This window comes from Neisseria bacilliformis, assembly GCF_014055025.1.
GTDB lineage: Bacteria > Pseudomonadota > Gammaproteobacteria > Burkholderiales > Neisseriaceae > Neisseria > Neisseria bacilliformis.
Genome location: NZ_CP059571.1, coordinates 1,494,022 through 1,520,539 on the forward strand (window position 1 = coordinate 1,494,022; position 26,518 = coordinate 1,520,539).

Consider the following 26,518-nt stretch of genomic DNA (forward strand, 5'->3'; position numbering starts at 1 on the left):
CGGGTAGCTTGCTGCGTGAATCCCCGGCCAACGTCATTCCCGCGCAGGCGGGAATCTTGTCGGAATCCAAGCGGCAGTCTGCGTCTCCAAGCATGATTGGATACCAACCGGGATTCCCGCCTGCGCGGGAATGACGGTATTTTTGGTTTTCAGACGGCCTGATGTTTTTCAGGCTGCTTTGAGGCCGTCTGAAAAATAGGTTTCCATAAAATAGGTTTCCGTGCCATACGTAGAGTGTGTCGCCCCGAGGCGACGCACGCGTTCGCTGGCGCATCATCAATCTGCACCCTTCCCTACCCTCCAAACCGCGTGCGTGCCTGCGGCACACACCCTACTTCAATGGCAGAGGCCGTCTGAAAAAGGCAGCCTGAAAACGGGAAACCTGTTTTTCAGGCTGCCTTTTGGCGTTTGCAAAAGTTACAAACCGTAAAGCATGCAATATAACTTGTTGTATAATATTGAAATTTTTTTATTTTAAAATCGTGCACTGCGCAACCGCTGTGCTAGTATTGGCTGCACCGATTTGTTAAACAGGAGTTTTAAATATGAAAAAATTGTTGATGGTATGCGTATTGGCCGGTTTGTCAGGCTGTGCCGTTTTGGACGGCAGCTTCGGCAAACCCAAAGCCCCGCCCAAAAGCCGGCAGCAGATTATTGCCGAGTTGAATGCCAAGTATCCGGGCTGCCCTCATATTGAGTCGGATTCAATATATGATCTGAGACCTTTGCAAAATTCCTTTTTCCCCGACAGCCGAAACCTAAATAAAGATTTTTGGCTGTTTTCGCCCCAAATCACTCCTGATTTTACCCAAATACCCCCTTAATCCTCCCCGGATACCTGATAATCAGGCATCCGGGCCGCTTTTTAGGCGCAAACAGGCACACTTAGCCTGTTAGCCGCTTTCAACAGGTTTAAACACATCGCCTTCAGATGGCTTTGCGCACTCACTTTAATCAGCCCGAAATAGGCTGCCCGGGCGTAGCGGAATTTACGGTGCAGCGTACCGAAGCTCTGTTCGACCACATAACGGGTTTTCGACAAATATCGGTTACGTTTGGTTTGCGCTTCCGTCAGCGGACGGTTGCGGTGGGCTTTGCGCATAATGCCGTCCAGCAACCGATGCTCTTCCAGATGTTGCCGGTTTTCCGCACTGTCGTAGCCTTTATCGGCATAGACGGTCGTGCCTTCGGCTATCCCTTCCAGCAAAGGCGACAGATGGTTGCACTCATGGGTATTGGCGGGGGTAATGTGCAGTTTCTCGATATAGCCTTCCTCATCGGTGCGGGTATGTTGTTTGTAACCGAGTTTGTAGAGGCCGTTTTTCTTTGTCCAGCGAGCATCTTTATCTTTGCTCGGTGTGGTTTGGCTGCTGACTTGTCCTTCGTCATCGACTTCTATGGCTTGACGCTGTTTGCTGCCGGCGGTTTGAATAATGGTGGCGTCAATGACGGCGGCGGATGCTTTCTCTACTTTTAGGTTTTTTTCGGTCAGTTGGCAGTTAATCAGTTCCAGCAATTCGGACAGGGTGTCGTCTTGCGCCGCCGGTTGCGGTAGCGGCATAAGGTGCTGTCATCGGGGATGCTCAGTTCGTCAAAACGGCAAAACAGGTTGAAATCGATGCGGGTAACGAGGCTGTGTTCGAGTTCGGGATCGGAGAGGCTGTGCCATTGTTCGAGCAGGATGGCTTTGAACATGGACAGCAGGGGATAGGCGGGACGGCCGCGGTGGTCTCGGAGGTAACGGGTTCTTTGACGATTCAGGTACTGTTCGATCGGTTGCCAATCAATCACTTGATCCAGCTTTAATAGTGGGAAGCGATCGATGTGTTTGGCAATCATGGCTTGTGCGGTTTGCTGAAAGAAGGTGCCCATGAGAAATCCCCTAAATGTCTTGGTGGGAATTTAGGGGATTTGGGGGGGATTTTGCAAAGGTCTCGATCTATATAACGGGGACTGGCTGTGTGCAAAATGGTTGAAACGGGAAAATTCGCCCGAAGGGCAATTGCGCAAGGCTTATGGGGAAGGGCGCATTTCCCATGAGCAGTACTGTTTGGAGGTTATGTCGCAATACGGCTTCCATCCGACTTATGGCTCCGCATATGGCTGTGATATGGATGAAGAGAGGAGAAAGTATTGGGACAGAGTCGAACAAGAGAGGCGTGAAGCTTTGGAATATTATGAAAAAACAAAAGACAAATACCATAAATGCATGAGCAAAGCTGTCCCTCAACAAGGAACGCATAAAGCCATGGAATCTTGCCGGCAAGTGTATACGCCCCGCCGGAAAAACTGATTTTCCCAACAAAGCCCGAAAACTGCCGCAGCCGTTCCGCCCGCAAGGGGAAAACCCGTGCGGAGGGCGGCTTGGGACGGAAACGGTTTCTGCAATCAAACACAAGGAATCAAACAAATGAGTTCACGACTTATGAAAGAAATCCAGCAGGCACAACTGCGCCAGCTTGCCCAATCACTCCGCTCAATCAAGGAAATGCTGCTTTTGATAGAACCGCTTTTAATTGCAAGAAGCGCAGTGGAAAAAGCGGAACTAGAGAAAATCAAAGAATTGCTCTCTCCTGAAGAAAGAGAGGAAATGGAGCGTTATTATGAGGACGAGACATATTGGAACGTTATCGTGTCATGCGAACCTGTAAACGAATGGATTGATAATCTGATACGGGAAATTGACTCTGTGGGCAATTCACCAAATCCCAATGATGCTTTGAAAATCGATTTTGACGCAATCATACGCAAATACCAAAGAATTCTTGATGAAGTGGCAAAGATTCTTAAACTCCTCTATGCGCCCCTGCCTACAAAGGAATCGGTCAAATACACAATAGAAAGAATAAAAAGGAGAAAAGAAGGCAAACGATTGAGAGTCTGAATCCCCTCGGCTTCATTCCCGAATTTGGCAGCCGCCGCAAGGCGGCTCCGGAAATGCAGCAATCACTTTAACCACCCATAGGAGTAAAAACCATGTTGAAAAATATCTTAATCGTTGCACTGATGTCTGCTGCCGTGTCTCCGGCATTTGCAGGCAAGGCCAAACATAAAGCTTCGTCTGAAGCAATTTACAGATCGCACCACCTCTTTATATCTCCCGAGAATTATGTGGAAAAACAAAACGGCAAATGGATGTACTGCACCAAAGGCAAAGGCTGCGTTTCCGAAAAAGAATATGGCAAAGGCAAATTGCCTGGTGGCGAGAAGGCTTTTAGAAAACCTGAAACCAATAAAGAAATAGGAGAAGCCCTTTTTAAACAGTTTAAACAGAACCGATAGAAGGCTTTGGAAAAACTTTTTCGGCAATTGCCGCCAATCAAACGCAAAAAGCAGCCTGAACACAGGTGCTTTGTTTTCAGGCTGCTTTTGCGGTTTCGGCTGCGCCGGGGCCGCGCTTTCAGACGGCCTATCCGCAAATCAGGCGTAACGCCGTTGAATTTATGAATATTACGGGAAAAATAAAATGAAATTCCGAAAATCCCTGATCGCATTATGTGTGTCTTGCGCCCTGCTTTCCGCCTGCGGCTCGGGCGGCAGCGGTTCGGGCACGACATCAATGCCCAATGTCAACACAGACCCCAATGCGGGCGGGCGCGCCGTTCCGCAAATGAACGGCAAATTCAAAGGGCAGCGCAATTTTGCCCAAGATTCCAATGCAGACCGTGCCGCCGCCAACGGCAACGGGGCAACCATTCTGTTGTCGGATACCGGCGTGGACATGGGTGTGGCGGATAAATTGTCCATTCATGTCGAAAAGGAAATGGTGCATATCGATGATGATAAAAACATTTTCCGCACCGCTACCCGTCAAACCAATTCGCCGCACGGCACTTCTATGGTGCAAATCATGTCGCAACACGGGGCGAATGGTGCAAAAGTGGCGGTTGTAGGGCATATAACAGGCGTGGCAACCACCCGAGACATTGCCCAAGCCGAACTGGAAGCATTGAAAAACCGCAATGATGTGGCGGTGATTAACCAGTCTTTCGGCCTGGAAGACCAGGATTACAGCAAAATCGACAAATACCCCAGCATTGTTGCCCGCTATGCCGAAATTGTCCGCACGAAAAACCCTTTAATCGTTAAGGCTGCGGGCAACAGCGGGCAAGCCAATCCGGGTGTTGACTCCGTGCTTTATATGAACGGCACGGAAAACGCCAAAATTGTCGAACGCAACTGGCTGATTGCCACCGGAATGAAAGACGGCGATGTCAACCGCAACAGATGCGGCCTTGCCAAAGACAACTGCATTGCCGTAAACGAAACCCATCGTGTCGAGCAAAACGGCAAAAGCGTCCTGACCGGCGGTTCTTCCAATGCCGCTGCCGTGGTATCCGCCACCGCCGCCCGCATCAAATCGCGTTTCGACTGGATGGGCGGGGCCGAGCTCAAACGCAGCATTATTTCCACTGCCGACGATGCCGGCAATAAAGGCGTAGATTCCATATTCGGCGTCGGCATACTGAACGAACCCCGCGCGTTGGGCGGATACGGCAAAGTCAACGGGCAGGAAGTTTTGAATGTTGCCGGAAAAAAACGCGAATACTTCTTCGACAACGACATCACCGGCACGGGCGGCATCACCAAAAACGGCTCGGCTTCCCTGATTCTAATGGGCAGGAATACCTATAACGGGGAAAACGTGGTCAACAACGGTTCGCTGGTGCTGGCCTCCGCCAACACCGCCGCAAACCGTGTGAACAGCAACGGGCGTTTGGTGGTGGGCGCGAACCCTTCCGACGACATTACCAGCGGCTCGGTTACGCTGAACGGAGGCAGGCTGTCTGCCGAAACCGCCAACGATTTCATTGTAAACGGCAATCTCGCGGTAAAAGGCGGCACGGTGGACAAAGCCGTCGGCTCGGCGATAAAAGTCAGCGGCAAGGCTGACATTTCCGGCAACAGCACTTTAAATGTAACCGACGCATACAAAGGCTATGTCAGCAAGGCGGGGCAGCAGGCAACCCTGTTGAGTGCCGACGCCATCAACGGCAGGTTCGCCAATGTGGCGGACAAAACCAACGGTTTGATTGACAGCAGTGTGCATCAGAGCGCAAGCGACATTACGGTTACGCTGAAACGCAATGATGTGGGCACGGTTGTCCCCCAATCCGCATACAGCGGCGCGAAAGCCGATGCAGCAAAGCTCGAAGAGGTATTCCGCCGCTTTGACACAGCCAAAGACAACGGCACTTTGACCAAAGCCCAAGAAAATTCCGCTGCGGTGTACACCAACAGCACCAATATGACCGCCACGCTGTTTGAACAAGGCACGGCCACCCGCCGCCACAGCCTGCAAAACCGTATCGACCAAGAACTGATGCAGAACAGCCGCTTTGCCGGCCGTTTGCAGGATGTCCGCTACGGCGGCAATGCGTGGGTTGACTACACCGGCTCCGCAGCCAAACTGGATACAGACGGTATCAGCGGCAAAAGCCATGAAAACAACTTCGGCATCGGCGCGGGCAAACGCTTTGGCAGACATTTGTTCGCCGCCGCCGCCAACCGTTTTGAAAGCCGCTGGAACGAACGCTTCGCCGGTGTGGAAAAAACGCTGAAAAACGACGGCTACGGCGCGGATTTCGGCTATGCCTACCTGCTTGGCAACGGTTTTGACCTGTTTGCCACCGCCGCTTGGAACCACATCGACAGCGGCAGGCTGTACGGCTTCGGTTTTGGCGCAGGCAAAGCATTCTCTTGGGACAAATGGTTTCTGCGCCCCGAAATCGGTCTGCAATATGTCCGCGCCCGTACCAAAAATACGGATGTGTCGGCCACCCAATACCTCGACCGTTTGGACAGTAAAGCCGCCGCCGCCGCAATGGGCGTGCATGCCGCTTATTCGGTCGGCAGGCACTTTGCCCTGTTCGGCAAAGCCAATGTGGTGCGCGACCTGCACAACAAAACCGCAGAGCGCGCCACCATTAAAGGAACAGGCGTTACCGTGTCCGACAGCGAAAGCAAACGCCGCACCCGCGCCGGTATCGAAATCGGTGCGGTTTATCAAACCGATGACAATTGGAGTTTCAGCGCAGGCATGCGCCACGACCGCGCATCACACTGGCACAACACGGCGGTCAATGCCGGTTTGAAATACCGTTTTTAATGTGTGGAAATCACAGCGTTGCCTGCGCTTTTCGGATGCAGGCCAAACCGGCAGGTTTCGCCGCTTGTCAGAAATAAGCAGCCTGAAAAGTGCAAACAACGCGGTCTTTTCCAATCCCCCCAACCCAACCGCTGGATTAAAGCAGCAGTCTGATTTTGATTAAATTTTTTTCGGAGAAAAATTATGTCTGAAAACATGCCCCAAACCAAACAAATCTTCTCGCAATGCAGCCAGGAAGCGAAGGAAGCCATATATGAAATACTACAAACTGGCTATTTGGATATTTCCAAAAAGATAAACTTTATTCTAAATAAAAAACATCAAATAATAGAACAAATTAACTATTTAGAATTAGAACGAAAAGCCAATGCTCGCGAAGCAATAAAATCCTATACTGAAAATATTAAAATAGCAGAAAATAATATTTATAAGTGTAGTGATTTTATAAATAAATTTACTAAAATTCAGGATAATTTGAATAAATTAATTAATAATTCTGGAAAAAATGCAATATTTTTCTTACTTGCTATTATTTTCGAAGTAGTGTTTTTCAATTTACCTAACAATATTGAAAAATCAAATCCTTGGCTTTTTATTTTGCTACTGACAACAGCATTACTTTTTCCATTATATTTTTTTATGTTATGGGTATTAAAAAACAATAATAAAAATAATTTAGTAAATGAATACTATAACAAAAAATATAGAATGATAAGTGGATTAACGTTACAATGCTATGATAATGAGCGTTGTCTCTATTTATCTAATTCATACGAACCAATAGACTTAGGCCGATTAGGCATACCTTCAATAGAACTTTACTTAAAAAACGAAAAAGAATCTGATGCAAAAACAATTGAAATAATTAAAAAAGTGCTTGGACGTTATGAACACAACGTACAATTTTATAAATCAGAATGTGAACGTTTTGAAAATATGTATAAAGATTATGAAAATGAAATATCATTACTTAAATCTGAATTAAATGATTTAGACACGGAACAAGAGAACTTCTTTTCATCTCAGGAATTTCAAAAACTTGCCCACTACCCAACAGAATATGTGATGGCAATCAAAGAGGGAAACAGCATTTATTTTGACCTAACTATTGAATTTCTCAATACCCGCCAGGCCGACACATTAAAAGAAGCCTTTGCTTTAGTGAAAGATTTTGTTTACAAGCGTCAAAATAAGATGATGCAGCAAAAAATGATGCAGCGGCTTAATAACCAGGCGATGTATTTCCAAGAAAACATATCGCAACTGTCCGACAGCATGAACAGTGTTTTAGCCGAGTCCAAGCGGGCAAATAAAAACATACAGTCTGCAATATCTGCCTCCCAAAATGCCGAAAATGCGGCAAGAAACGCAATATCTTCAGCCAATGCGGCAACCGTCGCTGCCAATTACGCAGCCGGCATGGCAAACTATTCGATAAATATATCCCGAAACAAATAACGCCCTTGCGGAGCGGGCAGCTTATTGCCTGCCAATCCCCGAACAATTCGGGATAGAAAAATGGGGGCAATCAATGCCGCTCCGCGTTTTTGGTTTCTTATCAATTTTTATCAAATGAGACAAGCAAAATGATGTTTATCCCTACCCGAAAATTTTTCAAACCGTTTAATGCCGCTTTGGCCGCCCTGCTGCTGGCTTACGCCGCCCCTGCTTGGGCAGAGGACATCGAAGCGCAATTCCGACAAGCCAATGCTGCTTATCAGGCAGGCAATTACCAACAGGCATTTCACTTAATGCAGCCGCTTGCCCAGCAAGGCATTATTGTTAGCGCACAACATAATTTGGGTTTGCTGTATTTCCACGGCAGAGGCGTGGCGCAAAATTATCAGCAGGCCGCAGCGTGGTTTCAAAAAGCGGCCGATCAAGGATATGCCGACTCGCAATTCAACTTGGGCATCATGTCTGCCGAGGGACTGGGCATGATGCAGAACCATCAGCAGGCCGCAACGTGGTTTCAAAAAGCCGCCGGTCAAGGACATGCCGATGCGCAATTCCGTTTGGCCAAACTGTATGCTTGGGGACTGGGCGTGCCGCAAAACCATCAGCAGGCGGCAGCGTGGTTTCAAAAAGCAGCCAATCAAGGGCATGCCGACGCGCAACTCTTTTTGGCTTCGATGTATGCAGAAGGAATAGGTGTGGCGCAAGACCGTCAGCAGGCCGCAGCGTGGTTTCAAAAAGCAGCCGAACAAGGGCATGCCAAAGCGCAAGTCTATTTGGGTTCGATGTATCGCACAGGCGACGGCGTGAAGCGGAATTATCAGCAAGCCTTAGCGTGGTATCGGAAAGCGGCCAATCAAGGAGATGCCGACGCGCAATTTTATTTGGGTTTGATGTACCGCATAGGCGAAGGCGTGAAGCGGAATTATCAGCAAGCCTTAGCGTGGTATCGGAAAGCGGCTGATCAAGGACAGGCCGACGCGCAAAACGAGTTGGGGATAATGTATGCAGCAGGAGAGGGCGTGGCGAAAAATGATCAGCAAGCCATAGAATGGTTTAACAAAGTACTGGCGCAGCCTGATACGCCCCAAAATGTCCAAGCCAAAGACAGTGCTACGGCACAGATGGCTTTTGCAGTACTACGTAAGCCCCTGATACTCCAAAAAAGGCTCAATTCAAAGAACGTGCCACGATAGGGATGTCTTTTGCAGTAATACGTGCTCATTAACCGTCTTGCATTGAGCAATGCGCAGCCTGCGGCCGCATCGGAGGCCGTCTGAAAAACCCGCAATACGGTTTTCAGACGGCCTTTCGTTTTTCCAACACGCAAACGGCTGCCGAGCCGAAATCGCGTGCATGGCTTGCGCCACATGCCCTACTTCAATGGCAGAGGCCGTCTGAAAACAGGCAGACGCAGTTTTCAGGCTGCCTTACGGTTTTCGGTACGCGTCCAGCAGCGGGGCGGCGAAGGGCGTCCAGACCACGCCGCGCAGGCCGCTTTCGGTGAGGCGGCGGTTGAGCCAGCTGTTGCAGGTGTTGAACAGGTGGTAGCGGCCTTCGGCTTCGTAGAAAGCGTCGTCGGCAGTGTAGTGTGCGTCGGCCAGGGGCAGGGTTTTGCCGCCGCGCCGTTTGAAGTGGCGGGCGAGGTTTTCGGCAAGGCGGCGGTATTGTTCGCGGGAGACGGTGAAGCGCACGGCGTATTCGCCTTCGGCGGGCGGTGCGGCGAGGTAGTCGGCGTGGATCAGGGTTTCGTTCGCGCCGCTGAGGGCGCGGGCGGCGGTGGCGGCGGTGAGGTCGCGCCAGCGCGGGGTGTTGAGGTAAAAATCGCGCTCGCCCCAGCCGAGGGCGATGTAGCGGTAGGCCGCGCCGTTGCGGCCGTTTGCGGTGGCGGGGGGTCGGCGGCGGCGCGCCAGTCGTAAACGCCGTTGTCCAGCGGCATAACGATGTCGGCATGCACGCCGTTGCTGCGCAGATAGAGGGTGATGCCGTTGCCGCTTTCGTTTTCGCGTTGGACGACGGATGAGAGTGCCCACGCGGCGGCGAAATAAATGACGGCGGCGAGGAGAAGGGCGGCAAGGGCGCGGGTGAGGATTTTGCGGGCTGTTTTCATGGGGCGGGGCTGGGGAGTAGTGGAAAGGGGGCGGGTTTGGGCTGTGCAATACGGTTTTGGCTGCGCCGAAGCTGCGCTTTCAGACGGCCTTTCGTTTTTCCAAACGCCTCAAACCGCCGCCGCGCAGAAACCGTGTGCATGGCTTGCGCCACACACACTACTTCAATGGCAGAGGCCGTCTGAAAACAAACCAAGCATATGCGGCAGGGGGCATACGTAGGGTGTGTCGCCCCGAGGCGGCGCACGCGGTTTGGCCGTCTGAAAAACCATATTGCGCGGGTTTGTGCTGCGCCGAAGCTGTGTTTTCAGACTGCCTTTCGTTTTTCTAAATGCCTCAAACCGCCGCCGCACAGAAACCGCGTGCGTGCCTGCGCCACACACTCTACCTCAATGGCGAAGGCCGTCTGAAAACAAACCAAGCATATGCGACAGGGGGCATACGTAGGGTGTGTCGCCCCGAGGCGGCGCACGCGGTTTGGCCGTCTGAAAAACCGTATTGCGCGGAGTTGCGCTGCGCCGAAGCTGCGCTTTCAGACGGCCTTTCGTTTTTCCAAACGCCTCAAAGCCGCCGCTACACAGAAACCGCGTGCGTGGCTTGCGCCACACACCCTACTTCAATGGCGGAGGCCGTCTGAAAAAAAGCGGTTCAGCGGCCCTTCACGTCGATAATCCACACTTCGGCCTGCGAGCCCAGGCGCAGGGGGATGCCCCAGAAGCCGTAGCCGGAGGTTACGAAGAAGTGGCCGCTGCCGATTTTTTCGTAGCCGTAGTGCAGGCGGTAGAGGCTGCGGACGATGAGGTTGGCGGGGGCGACCTGGCCGTTGTGGACGTGGCCGGAGACTTGGATGTCCACGGGCAGGCGGCTGTGTGCTTCGATTTGGGTGGGTCGGTGGTCGAGCAGGATGACGGGGCGGGCGGTGTCGTGTCCGGCCAAGAGTTTGGCGGTGGGCGGGCGGCGTTTGTCGAGGTCGTCGTTGCGGCCGGCGATGATGAGGCCGTCTGTTTCGATGACGCGGTTGGCCAGCACGCGGATGCCGGCTTTTTCCAGCTCTTCGTAGATTTCGCGCTCGTCGCCGAAGAGGTCGTGGTTGCCGAGGGTGGCGTACACGCCCAGCGGGGCGTGCAGGCGTGCGAGGTGGGAGCGCATGTTTTCGCGGCGGTAGGCGGTTACGTCGTCGTCCATCAGGTCGCCCGGCAGCAGGATGAGGTCGGGTTTTTCCGTTTCCATGATGGCGGCGAGGCGGTCGAGCTGGCGGCCGCCGACGAGGACGCCCAGATGCAGGTCGGCGGTGGTGGCGATGCGCAGGGGTCGGGCGAGTTTTTTATCGATGACTATGCTTTGGTGGCGCACGACGGGGGTGTAGGCGTTGTACAGCCCCAAGCCGAACAGGGCGGCGACAAAGAGGGGGGCGAACAGGCGCAGGGCGCGGGCGAGGCGGGCTTGCGGCAGCAGGCGGCGCAGCAGCAGGTGCAGCAGGAAGGTGGCGAGCGCGGCATACATGACGAACAGCAGCAGCACCATCCAGAAGGCCATAACGCGGAAGACGAAATGCCCCAGTTGCAGCAGCAGGCCGGCGAGGAGGCCGTCTGAAACGAAAAAGGCCGCCGCCATCAGCCAGATGCGGCCTTTGCGGCCGATCAGCGGGGCGAACAGCCATTGCAGCGAACGCCCTAGGGCGTAGGTGAACAGCTGCAAAACGATGACGACGGCGATGAAGATTTCGGGGTGGTTCATACGGGTTTTCCCAAGGTGTTTTTGTGTTTTTCAGACGGCCTGTACGGCGGCAGAGGCCGTCTGAAAACCTGTTTGGCGGTTTTCAGACGGCCTCTTATTGTACCCCGGTGCTTATTTTTCCAATAAAACGCGCAGCATCCACGCGGTTTTTTCGTGCGCCTTCATGCGGATGGTGAGCAGGTCGACGGTGGGCTCGTCGGCGGCTTCTTCGGCCAGCGGGAAGATTTCGCGGCAGATGCGCACGATGGTTTCCTGGCCTTCGACCAGCTCGCGGATCATGGCGTGCGCGTCGTTTTTGCTGTCGCCTTCTTTGATGGACGAGAGGGCGGCAAATTCGCTATACGAGCCGGGGGAGAGGAAGCCGAGGGCGCGGATGCGTTCGGCGATTTCGTCCACCGCCAGCGCGAGTTCGTTGTATTGGGTTTCAAACATGGTGTGCAGGCTGTGGAACATCGGGCCGCGCACGTTCCAGTGGTAGTTGTGGGTTTTCAGGTAGAGGGTGTAGCTGTTGGCGAGCAGCTGCGACAGGCCTTTGGCAATGCTTTCTCGCTGTTGGTCGCTCATGCCGATGTTGATGCTCATGGTGGAACTCCTTGTTTGGTTAACAGATTTGAACTTCGTTGAAGCTGCGTTTTCAGACGGCCTCACAAACTGCCTTGCCGTTTGAATGATGCGGATAATAGGATTTATTAGTAGTGCAGTCAATTTTCTTTATCGTTTTTTACATTTCGATAGTTTTTATAAAATACGATGGCGGTTTGCTTATGCCGCGTCAATCGGGGCGGGCGGATGAGGCCGTCTGAAAAAACGCGGCGGCGGATTTCAGCCGAGGCAGCCAAGTCGAGCTACCCGTTTTCAGACGGCCTCTGCTGTTAAGGTAGAATCCGTAGGTCGGGCATTTATGCCCGACAGCCAACCGCCTGCAACTAAAAAATGTCGGGCATAAATACCTGACCTACCAACTTTCAGACGGCCTCTGCCGCCGGTGTAGGGTGTGCGGCGCAGCCACGTACGCGGTTTGGGTTGCGGGGAAACGCGCGGATGGGTGATGCGGCACAGACCGCGTGCGTGGCTTGCGCCACACACCCTACGGCAGGGCGTGTTTTTTGTGCTGCCCCGCCCTACCCCGCTTCGTGCTGCCGCACGAGGGCGCGGACGATGTGGCGGTTGGGGTGCAGGGCCTCGCGCAGGCGGCGGGAGAAGGGTTGCGGCAGGCCGAGGATTTCGGCGGCGGTTTGTTCGGCGCACCAGGGGGCGGTGGCCAGCCCGCGGCTGCCGTGGGCGGCGTTGACCCGGGCATTGGGCAGCCACGGGCAGGGTGCGTCGAGCGGGTAGTTTTTGTCGTGGGCGAGTTTGGCGTACACCTGTTTCATCGCGGCGTAGTCGGCCAGGCGGCCGACTACGGGCAGGTGGTCGGGGCTGTCGCAGCGCACGGCGGCGTGGCCTGCGGCGGCGGGGGCGGCGGACAGGTCGGCAGCAAGCTGCGGGTGCAGGCGTTCGAGTTCGCGGCGGTTGTGTTCTGCGTCGGCCTCGCGCCAGTCGCTGCCCGCGTCGTGCGGGATGAAACTCGCGCCGTAGCAGTGCCGCCCCTGCCATGCGGGGCTGATGTAGGCGGCGGCGGAGAGGGCGGTTTTCAGACGGCCTGAATACGGCGTGGCGGCGGAGAGGTCGGTTTGGCCGCGTATGAGCTGCCACGGCAGGGCGGCCAGGGCGGGGATGTGCGGGCTTTGCGCGCCGGTACAGTACACGATGTGCTGCGCGGACAGGGTGTGCGCGGGCGTTTGCAGCCGCCACGCGCCGCCTGACCATTGCGCCGACAGCAGCGGCGTGTGTTCGCGCAACGTGATGTTCGGGTGCGAGAGCAGGGCGCGTACCAGCGCGGGCGGGTGCAGCCACGCGCCCTGCGGCCAGTAGAGGCCGTCTGAAAACATGTCGATGCCGGCGATTGCGCCCGCTTCTTTTGCGCTTACGCCGCGATAGAGGTGGGCGTGGTGCTTTTGCGTGGCGAGTGCGGCGTTGCGGCGGGTTTCGGCGGGGTTGTGGTTCAGGTGCAGCAGCCCCGAAGGCTGCCAGTTTTCCCGCTCGGGCAGGAGTTCGTCGAGCAGGCGGCGGCTGTGGCCGTAGCCGCCGAGCAGCAGTTCGGTCTGCTCCGTGTCGTGCGCGGAGATTTTGGCATACAGCAGACCCTGCCGGTTGCCGCTGGCCGCCTGCGCCGCTCTGCCCGCTTCGAGCACGGTAACGCGCACGCCGCGCGAGGCCAGCGCGTAGGCCGTGGCCGCGCCCGCGATGCCTGCGCCGACCACGGCCACGTGTTCCGGCGGGAGAACGGGTTTTTCAGACGGCCTGTACCACGGCTTGTACGGCGCGGCGGCGGTTTGCGGCACGGGTTCGGTCTGCCAGTGCAGGCCGTCCCCGCCTAAAACATGCGGGGATGACGTTTCTGAAAAATGCTCGTGCAGCCGCGCGGCGCACACGGGCGGCATCAGCCACAGCTCGCAATCGGGCAGCAGGCCGCGCAGGATGTTGGGCGCGGCAAACTGCACGCAGGCCGAGTGCTGCGGCCAGAGGGCGAGAAACCGCCGCTCGGTTTCGCACGGCGCGGCGGAGGCGGCAAATTCGGGAAAGCGCAAATCGGGCAGGCAGACAATCAGGCGGCGGTATTTCCGTGCCGCACGGACGAGTTCGGCCAAGGGCGGCGGGGCGTTCCAGGCGGCGGTCATGGCGGGTTCCTTTCGGGCGGGGGATTGGGCGTTTCCGGGCTGTTTTGAGCGTGCGGGGCGTGCGGCGCAAAAACCGCGTGCGTGGCTGTGGCGCACACCCTGCCTTAATGGTAGAGGCCGTCTGAAAGCGTGGTTTCAGACGGCCTCAAACGCCGGTTTATTTTTTGTCCGCGCAGGAATTTGCCGCGCCCGCTTTGGCGCGGGTGTCGCACACGCTGACGGCTTTCAGGTAGTAGGAGGCGCGGTCGGCTTCGGCTTCGTTCGGCTCGTGGCGGAAGGCGTATTGGGCGATGTAGAGCGCGTCGCGGCCTTCGATGGCTTTGAAGAAGGTGAATTCGGGCGTGCCGCTTTGCGGGTTTTTCTGGCAGCCCGCCACCCAAGCGACCACGGGGTAGCCGTTGAGGGTGGGCGGCACTTCGGTTTTCTGTACGCTTCCGTCGCGGCAGACACTCAGCCAGCCTTGTCCGATAAAGCGGAAAGCGTCTTCGGCACTGGGGCGTTTTTTGCCGTTCATCACTTGGATGGTGATCATTTCCTGCCATTTTTCAACGCTTTGGCCTTTGGGCACGTATTCGGTCATGTCCACGCCGTTGCTGTTGTCGCGGAAGGCGGCGGCGAATCCGGCGGGCAGCTTGGGCGTGCGCAGTTTTTCGCCCGCCGCGAAGGCGAGGCAGGGCAGCAGCAGGGCGGCGGCGAGGAGGGTTTTGGCGGTGTTCACGGGATGTCCTTTTTTCAGGCGGGAAATAGAAAAAGGCCGTCTGAAAATCTGTTTTCAGACGGCCTCTGCGGGTTATTTTTCAACAAACTGGCCGTAGGCCATGATGCGGCCGAAGCGGCGGTCGAGCAGGTCGGAGAGCGGCATGTCCTGCGCGGCGCGCAGTTGTTCGGACAGGACTTCGCGCACGCGCTCCATCAGTTCCTCATAATTGCGGTGCGCCCCGCCCAGCGGCTCTTCGATCACTTTGTCGATCAGGCCGAGTTTGGCGAGGCGGTCGGCAGTGATGCCCAGCGCGGCGGCGGCATCGGCGGCCTTTTCGGCGGTTTTCCACAGAATCGAGGCGCAGCCTTCGGGGGAAATCACGGAATAGGTGGAATATTGCAGCATGTTCACATAATCGCCCACGGCAATGGCCAGCGCGCCGCCGGAGCCGCCTTCGCCGATGATGGTGCAGATGACGGGCACTTTGAGTTTGGTGAGCTCGTACAGATTGCGGCCGATGGCTTCGGACTGGTTGCGCTCTTCCGCGCCGATGCCCGGATACGCGCCCGGGGTGTCCACGAAGGTGAGCACGGGCAGGCGGAATTTTTCCGCCAGATGCATCAGGCGCAGGGCTTTGCGGTAGCCTTCGGGGCGGGGCATGCCGAAATTGCGGCGGATTTTTTCTTTGGTGTCGCGGCCTTTCTGGTGGCCGATGACGACGACGCTCTGGCCGTTGAACCGCGCCAGCCCGCCGACGATGGCGTGGTCGTCGGCGAAATGGCGGTCGCCGTGCAGCTCTTGGAAATCGGTGCACAGCGCGGCGATGTAGTCCAGCGTGTAGGGACGCTGCGGGTGGCGCGACACCTGCGACACCTGCGCGGGGGTGAGTTTGGCGTAGATGGACTTGGCCAGCTCGCTGCTTTTTTTCTGCAAACGTTCGATTTCGTCGCTGATGTCCACGGCAGATTCGCCTTGGACGAAACGCAACTCTTCGATTTTTTTGGTCAGCTCGGCCAGCGGCTGCTCGAAGTCAAGAAAAACGGGCTTCATATGGGAACGGTCTCACATTGGAAGGAAATTTTCGCGCGGCATGATACGCGTTTTGCCGCCGTTTGGCGAAGGGAGCGCGCAATCTACGCGATAAACGGCAGGCGGGCAAGTGCCGTGTTAAACTGCGCGCTTTTTCAGACGGCCACAAACAAAAAAGGAGGCGCGGCATGGAGCGGCAGCAGGCAGACGCGATGCGTTTGGACAAATGGCTATGGGCGGCGCGGTTTTTCAAAACCCGCGCCCTCGCGCAAAAGCATATCGGGCTGGGGCGCGTGCTGGTGAACGGCGCGAAGGTGAAAAACAGCAAAAACATCGCATCGGGCGACGTTATCCGCCTCACGCTCAACTCGCTGCCCTACGAAATCACCGTGCTCGCGCTCAACCACCAACGCCGCCCCGCCCCCGAAGCGCGGCTGCTCTACCGCGAAGACGAAAAAGTGGCGGCCGAGCGCGAAGCGCAAAAGCTGCTCGACCAGGCATCCCGCGCCAGCGCGGCCTACCCCGACGGGCGGCCGACCAAACGCGACCGCCGCCAGATCGAGAAGCTCAAACGCGGGGAATTCTAAACGCAGAGGCCGTCTGAAAAGCCTTAGAGGCCGTCTGAAAACACAGTTTCGGCACAGCCCAAACCCGTTTGCGGCCGCATTTGCAGAAACGTCATCCCGCGTGGGCGGGGACGACACTGCCACACGGTATCACCACACAAACCCACAGATTTGATTGAAAGAAAGGAAACCATCATGCGCTGGCAAGGCAGAGAACGCAGCAGCAACATCGAAGACCGACGCGGGCAAAGCAGCGGCGGCGGGGGAGGAGGCGGCATGGGCATCGTCGGCCTCATCGTCGTACTCGTCGGCGCGTATTACGGCGTGGACTTGTCCGGCATCGTCGGCGGCACGCCGCAGCTGGGCACAAGCACCGCGCGGCAGACCACGCTCAGCAGCAAGGAAGAAGCCCAGCTTGAAGAATTGTCCGCCGTGGTGCTGGCCGACACCGAAAAAACCTGGCAGGAATACTTCGCCCGCCAAAACGCCCGCTACACCCCCACCACGCTCGTGCTCTACACCGGCGGCACGCAAACCGCCTGCGGCACAGGGCAGGCGGCGATGGGACCCTTCTACTGCCCGGCCGACAAAAAGGTTTACCTCGATCTCTCGTTCTACGAAGAAATGCGCAGCAAACTGGGCGCGGCGGGCGACACCGCCTTCGGCTACGTCATCGCCCACGAAGTCGGCCACCACGTGCAAAACCTGCTCGGCATCCTGCCGCAGGTGCACCAGATGCAGCAGCAGGCGAACAAAACCGAGGCCAACCGCCTCTCAGTGAAACTCGAGCTGCAAGCCGACTGCTTCGCCGGCGTGTGGGCGAAATACGCGCAGCGGCAGGATTTGCTCGAAGCGGGCGACATCGAAGAAGCGGTGAAGGCCGCCGAAGCCGTCGGCGACGACACCCTGCAAAAACGCAGCCGCGGCTACGCCGTGCCCGATAGCTTCACCCACGGCACGTCCGAACAGCGCATGTACTGGCTCAAACGCGGCCTGCAAAGCGGCGACATCAAACAGTGCGACACCTTCGCCGCCGAGTAAATAATAGACAGGCCGTCTGAACACACCGCTCCGGCGCGGCCTCTTATTTAGCGGCAACAACCGCGTGCGTCACCTCGGGGCGATAACGCTTTCAGTAGGTCGGGCATCCATGCCCGACATTTTTCAAATCTGCCGGTGTTCGTCGGGCATAAATGCCCGACCTGCATTTGTGGCGCAAGCCACGCACGCGGTTTGCGTTTGCCGCAGCCGTTTGCCCGATAAAGAAACGAAAGGCCGTCTGAAAAACCGTCTGAAAAACCGTTTTACCGGTTTTCAGACTGCCTCAATGCAGGGCGATAGATATAGCCACCTACTGCGCCGTTTTCCGCTTGCAGCCGTTTTCGCCGCGCTCCTGGCACTCTATCGTTTTGCGCACCCGCCCGTCCCAGTCCCTGGGCTTGTCGAAACCCTCGGTCGGCGACGGAATCTGCGCCGCCTTCTCCTTAATCCTGTCCCCGTAAAACTCCCAAACGGCAAACGCCGCCAGCAGCAGCGCGGCCAGTTTTACCCAGCGTAAAATTTTCTGTTTTTGTGCGAAATCCATTTTTTATTCCCGAAAATGCTGAAAACCAAGCGAGATGCGGCGGATTTTAACGTTTTGGCAGAATTTGTGAAGCCCCAACCGCTGCGGCGCATAGACAAGCCCCCGCCGCCGCGTGTAGCATGGCCGCGCCTTTCATCCGACCCGTCCCCAAACCCATGCAGTCCGAACAAAAAAACTTCGACCTTATCCTCTTCGGCGCAACCGGCGATCTGTCCATGCGCAAACTCCTGCCCGCCCTCTACGACGCCCACGCCGCCGGCCGGCTGCATCCGAAGGGGCGCATCCTCGGCGCAAGCCGCAGCCGCCTGACCCGCGGACAATTCCTCGCCAAAGCCGCAGCAGAAGCCCGCCCCCACACCGCCGCCACACCCGCCGAATGGGACGCCTTCTGCCAAAGAATCGACTACCTGCCGCTGGACATCGGCAACCCGCAGGACTTCGCCGCCCTCGCCGCCGAAATACGCGGCAAAGCCGACAGCGAAAGCATCGTCTTCTACCTTTCCGCCGCCCCCCAATTCTTCGTCCCCGCCTGCCGCAGCCTCGCCGCACACGGCCTCAACGGCGCAAACACCCGCGTCGTCCTCGAAAAACCGCTGGGCACCGACCTCGAATCCTGCCGCCTCATCAACGACGGCGTGGCGCAGTATTTCCAAGAACGCCAAATCCTGCGCATCGACCACTACCTCGGCAAAAACGGCCTGCACAACCTCCTCGCCCTGCGTTTCGGCAACAGCCTCTTCGAGCCGCTGTGGAACAATCGCCACATCCGCTCCGTGCAAATCACCCTTGCCGAAACCCTCGGCGTCGAAGCGCGCGGCGAGTTCTACAACGGCATCGGCGCGCTGCGCGACATGGTGCAGAACCACATCATGCAGATACTCTGCCTCACCGCCATGGAACGCCCGCAAAGCCTCGACGCCGACGCCCTGCGCGACGCCAAGCTGCAACTCATCCGCGACCTCCTCCCCCTCGACCCCGCCGCCGACGCCGTCTTCGGCCAATACACCTTTTCAGACGGCCTCAAAGGCTACACCCAGGAACACAAAGTCCCGCCCGAGAGCCGCACCGAAACCTACGCCGCCCTGCGCGCCTTCATCGGCAACCCCCGCTGGGCGGGCGTCCCCTTCTACCTGCGCACCGGCAAACGCCTGTCCCGCCGCGCCGCCGAAATCGTCATCGCCTTCAAACCCCCGGCCGACACCCTCTTCCCCGCCGCCCTGCCCAACCGCCTCGTCATCAGCCTGCAAGCCGACGACGAAACCCTGCACCTGCGACTCAACGTCAAAACCCCCGACGGCGCGCAGAACACCGCCCCCGCCGAGCTGGGCTTCGACACCCGCCCCGGCCGCCGCCCCTCCGCCTACGAAACCCTGCTGCTCGAAGCCCTCGCCGGCCGCGCCGCCCTGTTCAACCGCCGCGACGAACTCGAAGCCGCCTGGGCCTGGCTCGCCCCCGCCCTCGAAGCCCTGCGGCAAAACCCGCCCCACCCCTACCCCGCCGGCAGCACCGGCCCCGCCGCCGCAAACAGTCTCCCCGCAGCAGGCGACGCATGGTTTGAAGGCATCTGAACCGTTTGAGGCCGTCTGAAAACAAATTTCGGACGGCCTCAGCCGTTTGTGTAGGGTGTGTCGCCCCCAAGCGACGCACGCGCTTGCTGCCGTTTAAACAAAAGGCCGTCTGAAAAACAAATTTCAGACGGCCTCTCATTTCTCCTGCCGCCCAAGCAGCTGCCGCAGCACGGAAACCGCGTGCGTGGCTGCGCCACACACCCTACCTCAACGGCAGAGGCCGTCTGAAAAAATAACATTTCCTATGCCGAACCTATCGTAGGGTGTGTCGCCCCCAGGCGACGCACGCGGTTGCTGCCGTTTAAACAAGAGGCCGTCTGAAAACCGTAAATCAGATTTTGGCTTCGCCGAAGCTGCGCTTTCAGACGGCCTCCCGTTTCCCCGCCGCCCAAGTCGCCGCCGCGACACACAAACCGCGTGCGTGGCTGCGCCACACACCCTACCTATGCAAAAAGGCCGTCTGAAAGCGCAGCTTCGGCGAAGCCAAAATCCGATTTTTGGTTTTTCAGACGGCCTGTTTGGTTTTATCCGCCGGTAAGGCTTAGAACTGCATTTGCAGTCTGACCCAGGCGGTGCGGCCGGGTTCGTTGACGCGGGTGGTTTGGGTGCCGGCGGAGGGGTCGCCGCCTTTGCTGACGAATTCGGCGTAGGTTTTGTTGAACAGGTTGTCTACGCCGCCTTGCAGGGTGGCATATTTGGCGATGCGCCAGCCGGCGTTGAGGGAGAGTGTGCCGAAGCCGCCCGCCGCGCCGAGGTCTTGGCCGACGATGTTGCCTTGTCCGACGGCGTAGCGTTTTTGGGCGGCGGCTACGCGCCAGAGTGCGCCCGCGCTGAATTTGCCGTTGTCCCAGGCGAGGGTGTTGCGCCATTCGAGCGGCGGGGTTTGCGCCAAGGGCAGGCCGTCGGTGCGGTTTTTGCCGCGTGTATAGGCGAGGCTGCTGCCGATTTCCCAGTGCGGGGCGAACTGCCATTTGAATTCGGCTTCGCCGCCGAAGCGGGTGGCGTTGATGTTGCGGCCGTTGAGGCACATCATGCCGGGGCATTTTTCCAGGAGGATGAAGTCGCGCACGTCGCCGGCGAAGACGGAGAGCGAGCCTTGCAGGTGTTCGGTTTTCCAGATCATGCCGGCGTCGATTTGGCGGTTTTGTTCGCGTTTGAGGCTGGTGGAGGTGCGGCGTTCCCAGTAGTCGGGGGCGCGCTCGGAGAGGCCGAAGCCGGCGTAGTATTTGGTCGCGCCTGCCTGCTGTTCCCAGCGGAGGAAGCCGGAGTTGAGGCGGTAGTTTTGCTGGCGGTTGGCTTGGGTGATGGCGAGGCGGCCGTTGTAGGTGCTGCCTGCGGCGAAGTCGTATTCGGCGTCCACTTTGTCGCGGCGCAGGCCGGCGACGAATTTTTGGTTGGCGGTGCGCTGCCATGCGGCTTCGGCGTATACGCCCCATTGGGTGAAGTTTTGCTGGGGCATGTAGGGTTTGGCGGTGTAGCTGCCGAGGGGTTCCATGTTCATGCTGGCGCGCTGGCGGTGGCGGTCGCGCATGTAGTCCGCGCCCACTTGCAGGTTGACGTTGTTCCAGTCGAAGGTGGCTTTGATGTTGCCGGTGTCGATGCGCCGTTCGGGGTTGACCGCGCTCATCATCATGCGCCACATCATGCTGCCAGGCATGACGCGGCGGGTGCGCAGGGTGTAGGTGTCCATCACATGATCGATTTTGCTTTTGCCGTAGCGCATTTCGAGTTCGGTAAACCACGGGGTGAGGTGTTTTTGCGTCCAGCGCACGTTCCATGCGTCGCGGTCGAATTTGCTGCCGTCCATCATGCGGTCGGCGTAGGCGGCTTTGCCACGGCTGCGCTCGTAGGTGGCGGCGACGGTGGTGTCCTCGGTGGGGGTGATGCCAACCTGCACCATCTGGTTGTCGCGTTTGAATTCGGAGTGGACTTCGTTGCCGCTGCCGTCTTTGTAGTCGTCTGCTTGGTTGTGGGAGATATTGGTGCGGAAATAGCCGTATCTGCCGCCCACTTGGCCTTCAAACGAGCCGTCGAGGCGGCTGTTGCTGCCCACCATCGCGCTGGCGGAAATCTGGTAGGGTTTTTCGTCGAACTTCGGGTCTTTGCGGACAAACTGCACCGCGCCCGCCACCAGACCCGCGCCCTGCGTTACGCTCTGCGGGCCTTTGGTAACGATCACTTCGTCGTAGGTGTTGGGGAAAATATAGGCTGTGGGCGGGTCCATGCGGTTGGAGCAGCCGCCGTAGATGAATTGGTCGTCGGCGTTGATGCTCAAACGCGAGCCGCCGAGGCCGCGAAACAGCGGGTCGCCCGAGCTGCCGCCTTTGCGGATCACGCTCATATTGGGCACGGATTGCAGCAGGTCCGCGCCGTCGCCCGCAGGCATGGGCTGGATGGTGGCTTTGGGGTTGAAGCGGACGGTGTTGGCCTTTTGCTGCACCGCGCCGGTTACCACCACGGGATCAAGCCCGCCCTCCTGTTCGACGGTTTCGCCGTCCGCCCAAGCGTGGGACACCGCCAATACCAGCGGCAGCAGCAGCCATGTTTTCTGTTTCATGCTGATAATCTCCTTAAAATCCGATTTAAAATTGTTCATAAAGTGTAAAACGCAGGCGAATTATAACAACACAGTTACGGAATAACATATAAACAACCCGCTTGTTGACCTAGCGCAAAACAAATAACGGCAGGCAGTATTTTTTGCCTGTTTGCGCCGAAAATCCGGTTTTCAGACGGCCTTTTCGGTATCGGCGGACACAAATGCTACAATCGCGCCCGTTTTTCATTTCACAGAAAGCAAACGCATGAACCCGCTCACCATCGCCGTGCACGGCAGCGAACACACCCCCCTCGACATCGTCGGCAAAATGGCCAACCGCCACGGCCTCATCGCCGGTGCGACCGGCACCGGCAAAACCGTTACCCTGCGCAAAATGGCCGAAAGTTTCAGCCGTATCGGCGTGCCCGTCTTCCTTGCCGACGTGAAAGGCGACCTGTCCGGCCTGTGCGGTGCGGGCAGCGACTCAGGCAAGGTGGGCGAGCGCATGGCCGAATTCGGTTTGGACAAAACGTCCTATTTACAAGGCTTCCCCGTGCGCTTTTGGGACGTGTACGGCGAAAGCGGCATCCCCGTGCGCGTAACCGTGTCCGAAATGGGCCCGATGCTGCTCGCCCGCCTGATGAACCTCAACGACACGCAGGAGGGGCTGCTCAACCTGGTGTTCAAGGCCGCCGACGACCAAGGCTGGCATCTGATTGATTTGAAAGACCTGCGCGGCATGCTGCAATACGTGGCCGACCACGCCAAGGAATACCGCACCCAATACGGCAACGTGTCCGCCGCCAGCGTGGGCGCGATCCAACGCCAGCTGCTCACCCTCGAAAACGAAGGCGCGCAGGCGTTTTTCGGCGAACCCGCCCTCAACCTCGCCGACTGGCTGCAAACCGAAGGCGGACAGGGCGTCATCAACATCCTCAACGCCGAAAAGCTGATGCGCTCGCCGCGCCTGTACAGCGCGTTTTTGCTGTGGTTTCTCGCCGAACTGTTTGAAACCCTGCCCGAAGTGGGCGATTTGGCGCAGCCCAAATTCGTCATGTTTTTCGACGAAGCGCATCTGATGTTCGACAACGCCGCCCCCGCGCTGATGGAGCAGGTGGAACAGGTCGTGCGCCTCATCCGCTCCAAAGGCGTGGGCGTGTATTTCGTTACCCAAAACCCGCTCGATCTGCCCGACACCATCCTCGGCCAGCTCGGCAACCGCGTGCAGCACGCCCTGCGTGCCTTCACTCCGCGCGACCAGAAAGCCGTGAAAGCCGCCGCCGACACCTTCCGCAGCAACCCCGGCATCAAAGTGGCCGAAGCCATCACCGAACTGGGCGTGGGCGAAGCCCTCGTCTCCTTCCTCGACGAAAAAGGCATGCCCGAACCGGTGCAGCGCGCCCTTATCCTGCCGCCGCAGTCGCAGCTTGCCCCCTTGTCCGCCGACGAGCGCGCCGCGCGTTTCCAAAACGACATCCTCTACCGCCACTACAAAGACGCGGTGGACAACTTCTCCGCCTACGAAACCCTGCAACAGCTCGCCGCCGAGCAGGCGCAGGCCGCCCCCGCCGCGCCGCAAAACGCCGCTCCCGCGCAGCAGAATGCCCCCGCCGCCGCAGAAAAAAAACAGCCCGGCCTGATCGAAGGCTTCCTCGGCGGCCTGTTCGGCAGCCGCAAAAAAGCCAATCAGGGGCTGGGCTACGATTTGGCCGACAGCATCGGCAACAAAATCAACAAGCAGGTAACCAACGCCATCTCCCGCAGCGTAATGGGCGTGATTAAAAACATGATGAAATAGGGTCTGTTGGCAATCAATAGACCCTTGGCCGTCTGAAAAACGGCAAAACGGCAAAGAGGCCGTCTGAAAATCCGTTTTACAGGTTTTCAGACGGCCTCTTTGCCTTAACCTTTTTTAACCTGCTGATTTTTTCGGCAGCCGCCTGCCGCAAATTCCCGCCGCATCAAATCCCGCTGCGACACACCGTTTTCCGTGCCGCGAAAAGGGTTGCGCGACGGTTTTGTCAAGACCTGTTTCACACGGTTAAAACACGATATATTGTATTCCGACACTCCAATTCATACTATATCTAGTATTTTCACCCCATAAAGGATTCCCGATGAATGCCGCTGAAAACCTCAAAGTAACCAAACGCGACGGCCGTTTGGAAAATATCGATTTAGACAAAATCCACCGCGTTGTTACCTGGGCGGCCGAGGGACTGAAAAACGTTTCTGTCTCCCAAGTCGAGCTCAAATCGCACATCCAGTTTTACAACGGCATCCGCACCGACGACATCCACGAAACCATCATCAAAGCCGCCGCCGACCTGATTTCGCAGGAAACGCCCGATTACCAGTATCTCGCTGCGCGTCTGGCGATTTTCCACCTGCGCAAAATCGCCTACGGCCAGTTTGAGCCGCCGCATCTCTTCGACCATGTTAAAAAACTCACCGAAGCGGGCAAATACGACCGCCACATCATTGAAGACTACAGCCGCGAAGAGTTTGACGAGCTGAATGCCTACATCGACCACAGCCGCGACATGACTTTTTCTTACGCCGCCGTGAAACAGCTCGAGGGCAAATATCTGGTGCAGAACCGCGTTACCCGCCAGATTTACGAAACACCGCAGTTTCTGTATGTTTTAGTGGCGATGTGCCTGTTTTCCAAATACCCGAAAGACACGCGCCTCAATTATGTGAAACGCTTTTACGACGCGGTTTCCACCTTCAAAGTATCGCTGCCCACGCCGATTATGAGCGGCGTGCGCACGCCCACGCGCCAGTTCAGCTCGTGCGTTCTGATCGAATGCGACGACAGCCTCGATTCCATCAACGCCACCACCAGCGCGATTGTGAAATACGTTTCCCAACGCGCCGGTATCGGCATCAACGCCGGACGCATCCGCGGCCTCGGCGCAGAGATTCGCGGCGGCGAAGCGCAGCACACCGGCTGCATTCCGTTTTTCAAAATGTTCCAAGCGGCGGTTAAATCCTGCTCGCAGGGCGGCGTGCGCGGCGGCGCGGCAACCTTGTTCTACCCCTTGTGGCACATCGAAGCTGAAAGCCTGTTGGTGTTGAAAAACAACCGCGGCGTGGAAGACAACCGCATCCGCCAACTGGATTACGGCGTGCAAATCAACCGCCTGTTGTACACCCGCCTGATTAAAGGCGGCAACATCACGCTGTTCTCGCCCAACGAAGTTCCCGGTCTGTACGACGCGTTCTTTGCCGACCAAGACGAATTCGAGCGTCTCTACACGAAATACGAGCAAGACCCGAATATCCGCAAGCGCACCTTGTCGGCTACCGATTTGTTCTCCACGCTGATGCAGGAACGCGCCGGAACAGGACGTATCTACATCCAAAACGTCGATCACTGCAACACGCACAGCCCGTTTGACCCGCGCGTCGCACCCGTGCACCAGTCCAACCTGTGCATGGAAATCGCCCTGCCGACCAAACCGCTGGACAACATCAACGATCCGAACGGCGAAATCGCCCTGTGTACCCTGTCTGCCTTCAATTTGGGCGCATTAAACAGCTTGGACGAGCTGGAAGGGCTTGCCGATTTGACCGTACGCGCACTTGATGCCTTGCTGGATTATCAAGACTATCCGGTCGAAGCCGCTCGCACCGCGACCATGAACCGCCGCACGCTCGGCATCGGCGTCATCAACTACGCCTACTATCTGGCGAAAAACGGCGTCCGTTACAGCGACGATTCCGCGCTCGGTCTGACCCACCGCACCTTTGAAGCCATGCAGTATTACCTGCTCAAAGCATCGGTGAACCTTGCCAAAGAATACGGCGCATGCCCGCTGTTCAATCAAACCGTTTATTCGCAAGGCAAACTGCCCATCGACACCTACAAAAAAGACTTGGATGCTGTGTGCAGCGAACCGCTGTTGTGCGACTGGGAAAGCCTGCGTGCCGACATCGTCGAACACGGCCTGCGCAACTCCACCCTCACCGCACTCATGCCGTCTGAAACCAGTTCGCAAATCGCCAACGCCACCAACGGCATCGAGCCACCGCGCGGGCTGGTAACAGTCAAAGCATCGAAAGACGGCATCCTGAAACAAGTCGTACCGGAGTTTGAAACCCTGAAAGATGCCTACGAAACCCTATGGCAGCTTCCGGGCAACGAAGGCTATTTGAAACTCGTTGGTGTGATGCAAAAATTCGTCGATCAGGCGATTTCTGCCAATACCGCCTATGACCCGGGCAAATTCGAAGGCAACAAAGTTTCCATGAAACAAATGCTCAAAGACCTGCTGACCGCCTACAAATACGGCGTGAAAACCCTGTATTACCACAACACCCGCGACGGCGCGGACGACACCCAAACCGACATCCAAGACGACGGCTGCGCGGGGGGGGCTTGTAAGATTTAAAGGGG

General features: G+C 57.2%; 19 protein-coding genes and 1 pseudogene. 11 read left to right on the plus strand and 9 right to left on the minus strand.

What is annotated here, in order from left to right; all coding sequences use genetic code 11:
• The first annotated feature begins 545 nt into the window (after positions 1–545).
• The gene (locus H3L91_RS07350) at positions 546–824 is read left to right on the plus strand and encodes a hypothetical protein (RefSeq protein WP_182109812.1); all 279 of its coding nucleotides are present in this window, start codon (positions 546–548) and stop codon (positions 822–824) included.
• 41 nt (positions 825–865) lie between these two features.
• On the opposite strand, the pseudogene H3L91_RS07355 reads toward H3L91_RS07350, so the two are convergent.
• Positions 866–1,872: pseudogene (locus tag H3L91_RS07355) on the minus strand (IS5 family transposase).
• Between the two features lie 538 nt (positions 1,873–2,410).
• Here H3L91_RS07355 and H3L91_RS07360 point away from each other — a divergent pair.
• From H3L91_RS07360 to H3L91_RS07380, 5 genes are all read left to right on the plus strand, one after another.
• On the plus strand, positions 2,411–2,884 hold the full coding sequence (locus H3L91_RS07360) for a hypothetical protein (RefSeq protein ID WP_040658957.1): 474 nt from the start codon (positions 2,411–2,413) through the stop codon (positions 2,882–2,884).
• A 92-nt stretch (positions 2,885–2,976) separates the two neighbouring features.
• Positions 2,977–3,282, plus strand: a complete 306-nt coding sequence (locus H3L91_RS07365) for a hypothetical protein (protein ID WP_154647209.1) — start codon at positions 2,977–2,979, stop codon at positions 3,280–3,282.
• A 184-nt stretch (positions 3,283–3,466) separates the two neighbouring features.
• Positions 3,467–6,109, plus strand: coding sequence for a S8 family serine peptidase (locus H3L91_RS07370; RefSeq protein WP_081458587.1), 2,643 nt, complete (start codon positions 3,467–3,469; stop codon positions 6,107–6,109).
• Between the two features lie 183 nt (positions 6,110–6,292).
• Positions 6,293–7,567, plus strand: coding sequence for a hypothetical protein (locus H3L91_RS07375; RefSeq protein WP_182109814.1), 1,275 nt, complete (start codon positions 6,293–6,295; stop codon positions 7,565–7,567).
• A 128-nt stretch (positions 7,568–7,695) separates the two neighbouring features.
• On the plus strand, positions 7,696–8,760 hold the full coding sequence (locus H3L91_RS07380) for a tetratricopeptide repeat protein (RefSeq protein ID WP_007343059.1): 1,065 nt from the start codon (positions 7,696–7,698) through the stop codon (positions 8,758–8,760).
• Between the two features lie 234 nt (positions 8,761–8,994).
• On the opposite strand, the gene H3L91_RS07385 is transcribed toward H3L91_RS07380, so the two are convergent.
• The 6 genes from H3L91_RS07385 to H3L91_RS07410 form a co-directional block, all read right to left on the minus strand.
• Positions 8,995–9,597: a DUF2459 domain-containing protein gene (locus tag H3L91_RS07385; protein ID WP_244958451.1), complete on the minus strand. Its 603-nt coding sequence runs from the start codon at positions 9,595–9,597 to the stop codon at positions 8,995–8,997.
• A gap of 723 nt (positions 9,598–10,320) precedes the next feature.
• Positions 10,321–11,409 carry a metallophosphoesterase gene (locus tag H3L91_RS07390; protein WP_007343064.1) on the minus strand — a complete coding sequence of 363 codons (1,089 nt, stop codon included), beginning with the start codon at positions 11,407–11,409 and terminating at the stop codon, positions 10,321–10,323.
• 111 nt (positions 11,410–11,520) lie between these two features.
• Complete coding sequence (locus H3L91_RS07395; RefSeq protein WP_040658959.1) at positions 11,521–11,991, minus strand: Dps family protein; 471 nt, start codon at positions 11,989–11,991, stop codon at positions 11,521–11,523.
• A 539-nt stretch (positions 11,992–12,530) separates the two neighbouring features.
• The gene (gene mnmC1 / locus H3L91_RS07400; protein ID WP_007343068.1) at positions 12,531–14,129 is read right to left on the minus strand and encodes an FAD-dependent 5-carboxymethylaminomethyl-2-thiouridine(34) oxidoreductase MnmC1; all 1,599 of its coding nucleotides are present in this window, start codon (positions 14,127–14,129) and stop codon (positions 12,531–12,533) included.
• Between the two features lie 157 nt (positions 14,130–14,286).
• The gene (locus H3L91_RS07405) at positions 14,287–14,847 is read right to left on the minus strand and encodes a hypothetical protein (protein ID WP_007343069.1); all 561 of its coding nucleotides are present in this window, start codon (positions 14,845–14,847) and stop codon (positions 14,287–14,289) included.
• A gap of 72 nt (positions 14,848–14,919) precedes the next feature.
• Entirely contained in the window at positions 14,920–15,879 is a 960-nt protein-coding gene (locus H3L91_RS07410) for an acetyl-CoA carboxylase carboxyltransferase subunit alpha (protein WP_007343070.1), read from the minus strand.
• 167 nt (positions 15,880–16,046) lie between these two features.
• On the opposite strand from H3L91_RS07410, the gene H3L91_RS07415 reads away from it, so the two are divergent.
• On the plus strand, positions 16,047–16,445 hold the full coding sequence (locus tag H3L91_RS07415; RefSeq protein ID WP_007343071.1) for an RNA-binding S4 domain-containing protein: 399 nt from the start codon (positions 16,047–16,049) through the stop codon (positions 16,443–16,445).
• Between the two features lie 174 nt (positions 16,446–16,619).
• Positions 16,620–17,465: a KPN_02809 family neutral zinc metallopeptidase gene (gene ypfJ, locus H3L91_RS07420; protein ID WP_040658961.1), complete on the plus strand. Its 846-nt coding sequence runs from the start codon at positions 16,620–16,622 to the stop codon at positions 17,463–17,465.
• A 310-nt stretch (positions 17,466–17,775) separates the two neighbouring features.
• Here the strand turns inward: ypfJ and H3L91_RS07425 are convergent, their stop codons facing one another.
• The gene (locus tag H3L91_RS07425; protein ID WP_007343074.1) at positions 17,776–18,009 is read right to left on the minus strand and encodes a hypothetical protein; all 234 of its coding nucleotides are present in this window, start codon (positions 18,007–18,009) and stop codon (positions 17,776–17,778) included.
• Between the two features lie 155 nt (positions 18,010–18,164).
• On the opposite strand from H3L91_RS07425, the gene zwf reads away from it, so the two are divergent.
• Positions 18,165–19,577, plus strand: coding sequence for a glucose-6-phosphate dehydrogenase (gene zwf / locus H3L91_RS07430; protein WP_040658963.1), 1,413 nt, complete (start codon positions 18,165–18,167; stop codon positions 19,575–19,577).
• Positions 19,578–20,118: 541 nt separating this feature from the next.
• On the opposite strand, the gene H3L91_RS07435 is transcribed toward zwf, so the two are convergent.
• Entirely contained in the window at positions 20,119–22,134 is a 2,016-nt protein-coding gene (locus H3L91_RS07435) for a TonB-dependent copper receptor (RefSeq protein ID WP_040659549.1), read from the minus strand.
• Between the two features lie 247 nt (positions 22,135–22,381).
• Here H3L91_RS07435 and H3L91_RS07440 point away from each other — a divergent pair, with 247 nt between their 5' ends.
• Positions 22,382–23,914, plus strand: coding sequence for a helicase HerA-like domain-containing protein (locus H3L91_RS07440; RefSeq protein WP_007343079.1), 1,533 nt, complete (start codon positions 22,382–22,384; stop codon positions 23,912–23,914).
• Between the two features lie 319 nt (positions 23,915–24,233).
• Positions 24,234–26,513: a class 1a ribonucleoside-diphosphate reductase subunit alpha gene (gene nrdA / locus H3L91_RS07445; RefSeq protein WP_007343081.1), complete on the plus strand. Its 2,280-nt coding sequence runs from the start codon at positions 24,234–24,236 to the stop codon at positions 26,511–26,513.
• Positions 26,514–26,518: the final 5 nt, after the last annotated feature.

Bases quoted from the DNA above. Each gene is read 5' to 3' on its own strand.
- ypfJ (WP_040658961.1), top strand. From the start codon at position 16,620: ATGCGCTGGCAAGGCAGAGAACGCAGCAGCAACATCGAAGACCGACGC.
- H3L91_RS07410 (WP_007343070.1), bottom strand. From the start codon at position 15,879: ATGAAGCCCGTTTTTCTTGACTTCGAGCAGCCGCTGGCCGAGCTGACC.
- zwf (WP_040658963.1), top strand. From the start codon at position 18,165: ATGCAGTCCGAACAAAAAAACTTCGACCTTATCCTCTTCGGCGCAACC.
- H3L91_RS07390 (WP_007343064.1), bottom strand. From the start codon at position 11,409: ATGAACCACCCCGAAATCTTCATCGCCGTCGTCATCGTTTTGCAGCTG.
- nrdA (WP_007343081.1), top strand. From the start codon at position 24,234: ATGAATGCCGCTGAAAACCTCAAAGTAACCAAACGCGACGGCCGTTTG.
- H3L91_RS07440 (WP_007343079.1), top strand. From the start codon at position 22,382: ATGAACCCGCTCACCATCGCCGTGCACGGCAGCGAACACACCCCCCTC.
- H3L91_RS07375 (WP_182109814.1), top strand. From the start codon at position 6,293: ATGTCTGAAAACATGCCCCAAACCAAACAAATCTTCTCGCAATGCAGC.
- H3L91_RS07350 (WP_182109812.1), top strand. From the start codon at position 546: ATGAAAAAATTGTTGATGGTATGCGTATTGGCCGGTTTGTCAGGCTGT.
- H3L91_RS07425 (WP_007343074.1), bottom strand. From the start codon at position 18,009: ATGGATTTCGCACAAAAACAGAAAATTTTACGCTGGGTAAAACTGGCC.
- H3L91_RS07360 (WP_040658957.1), top strand. From the start codon at position 2,411: ATGAGTTCACGACTTATGAAAGAAATCCAGCAGGCACAACTGCGCCAG.
- H3L91_RS07415 (WP_007343071.1), top strand. From the start codon at position 16,047: ATGGAGCGGCAGCAGGCAGACGCGATGCGTTTGGACAAATGGCTATGG.
- H3L91_RS07435 (WP_040659549.1), bottom strand. From the start codon at position 22,134: ATGAAACAGAAAACATGGCTGCTGCTGCCGCTGGTATTGGCGGTGTCC.
- H3L91_RS07365 (WP_154647209.1), top strand. From the start codon at position 2,977: ATGTTGAAAAATATCTTAATCGTTGCACTGATGTCTGCTGCCGTGTCT.
- H3L91_RS07370 (WP_081458587.1), top strand. From the start codon at position 3,467: ATGAAATTCCGAAAATCCCTGATCGCATTATGTGTGTCTTGCGCCCTG.
- H3L91_RS07380 (WP_007343059.1), top strand. From the start codon at position 7,696: ATGATGTTTATCCCTACCCGAAAATTTTTCAAACCGTTTAATGCCGCT.
- H3L91_RS07395 (WP_040658959.1), bottom strand. From the start codon at position 11,991: ATGAGCATCAACATCGGCATGAGCGACCAACAGCGAGAAAGCATTGCC.
- mnmC1 (WP_007343068.1), bottom strand. From the start codon at position 14,129: ATGACCGCCGCCTGGAACGCCCCGCCGCCCTTGGCCGAACTCGTCCGT.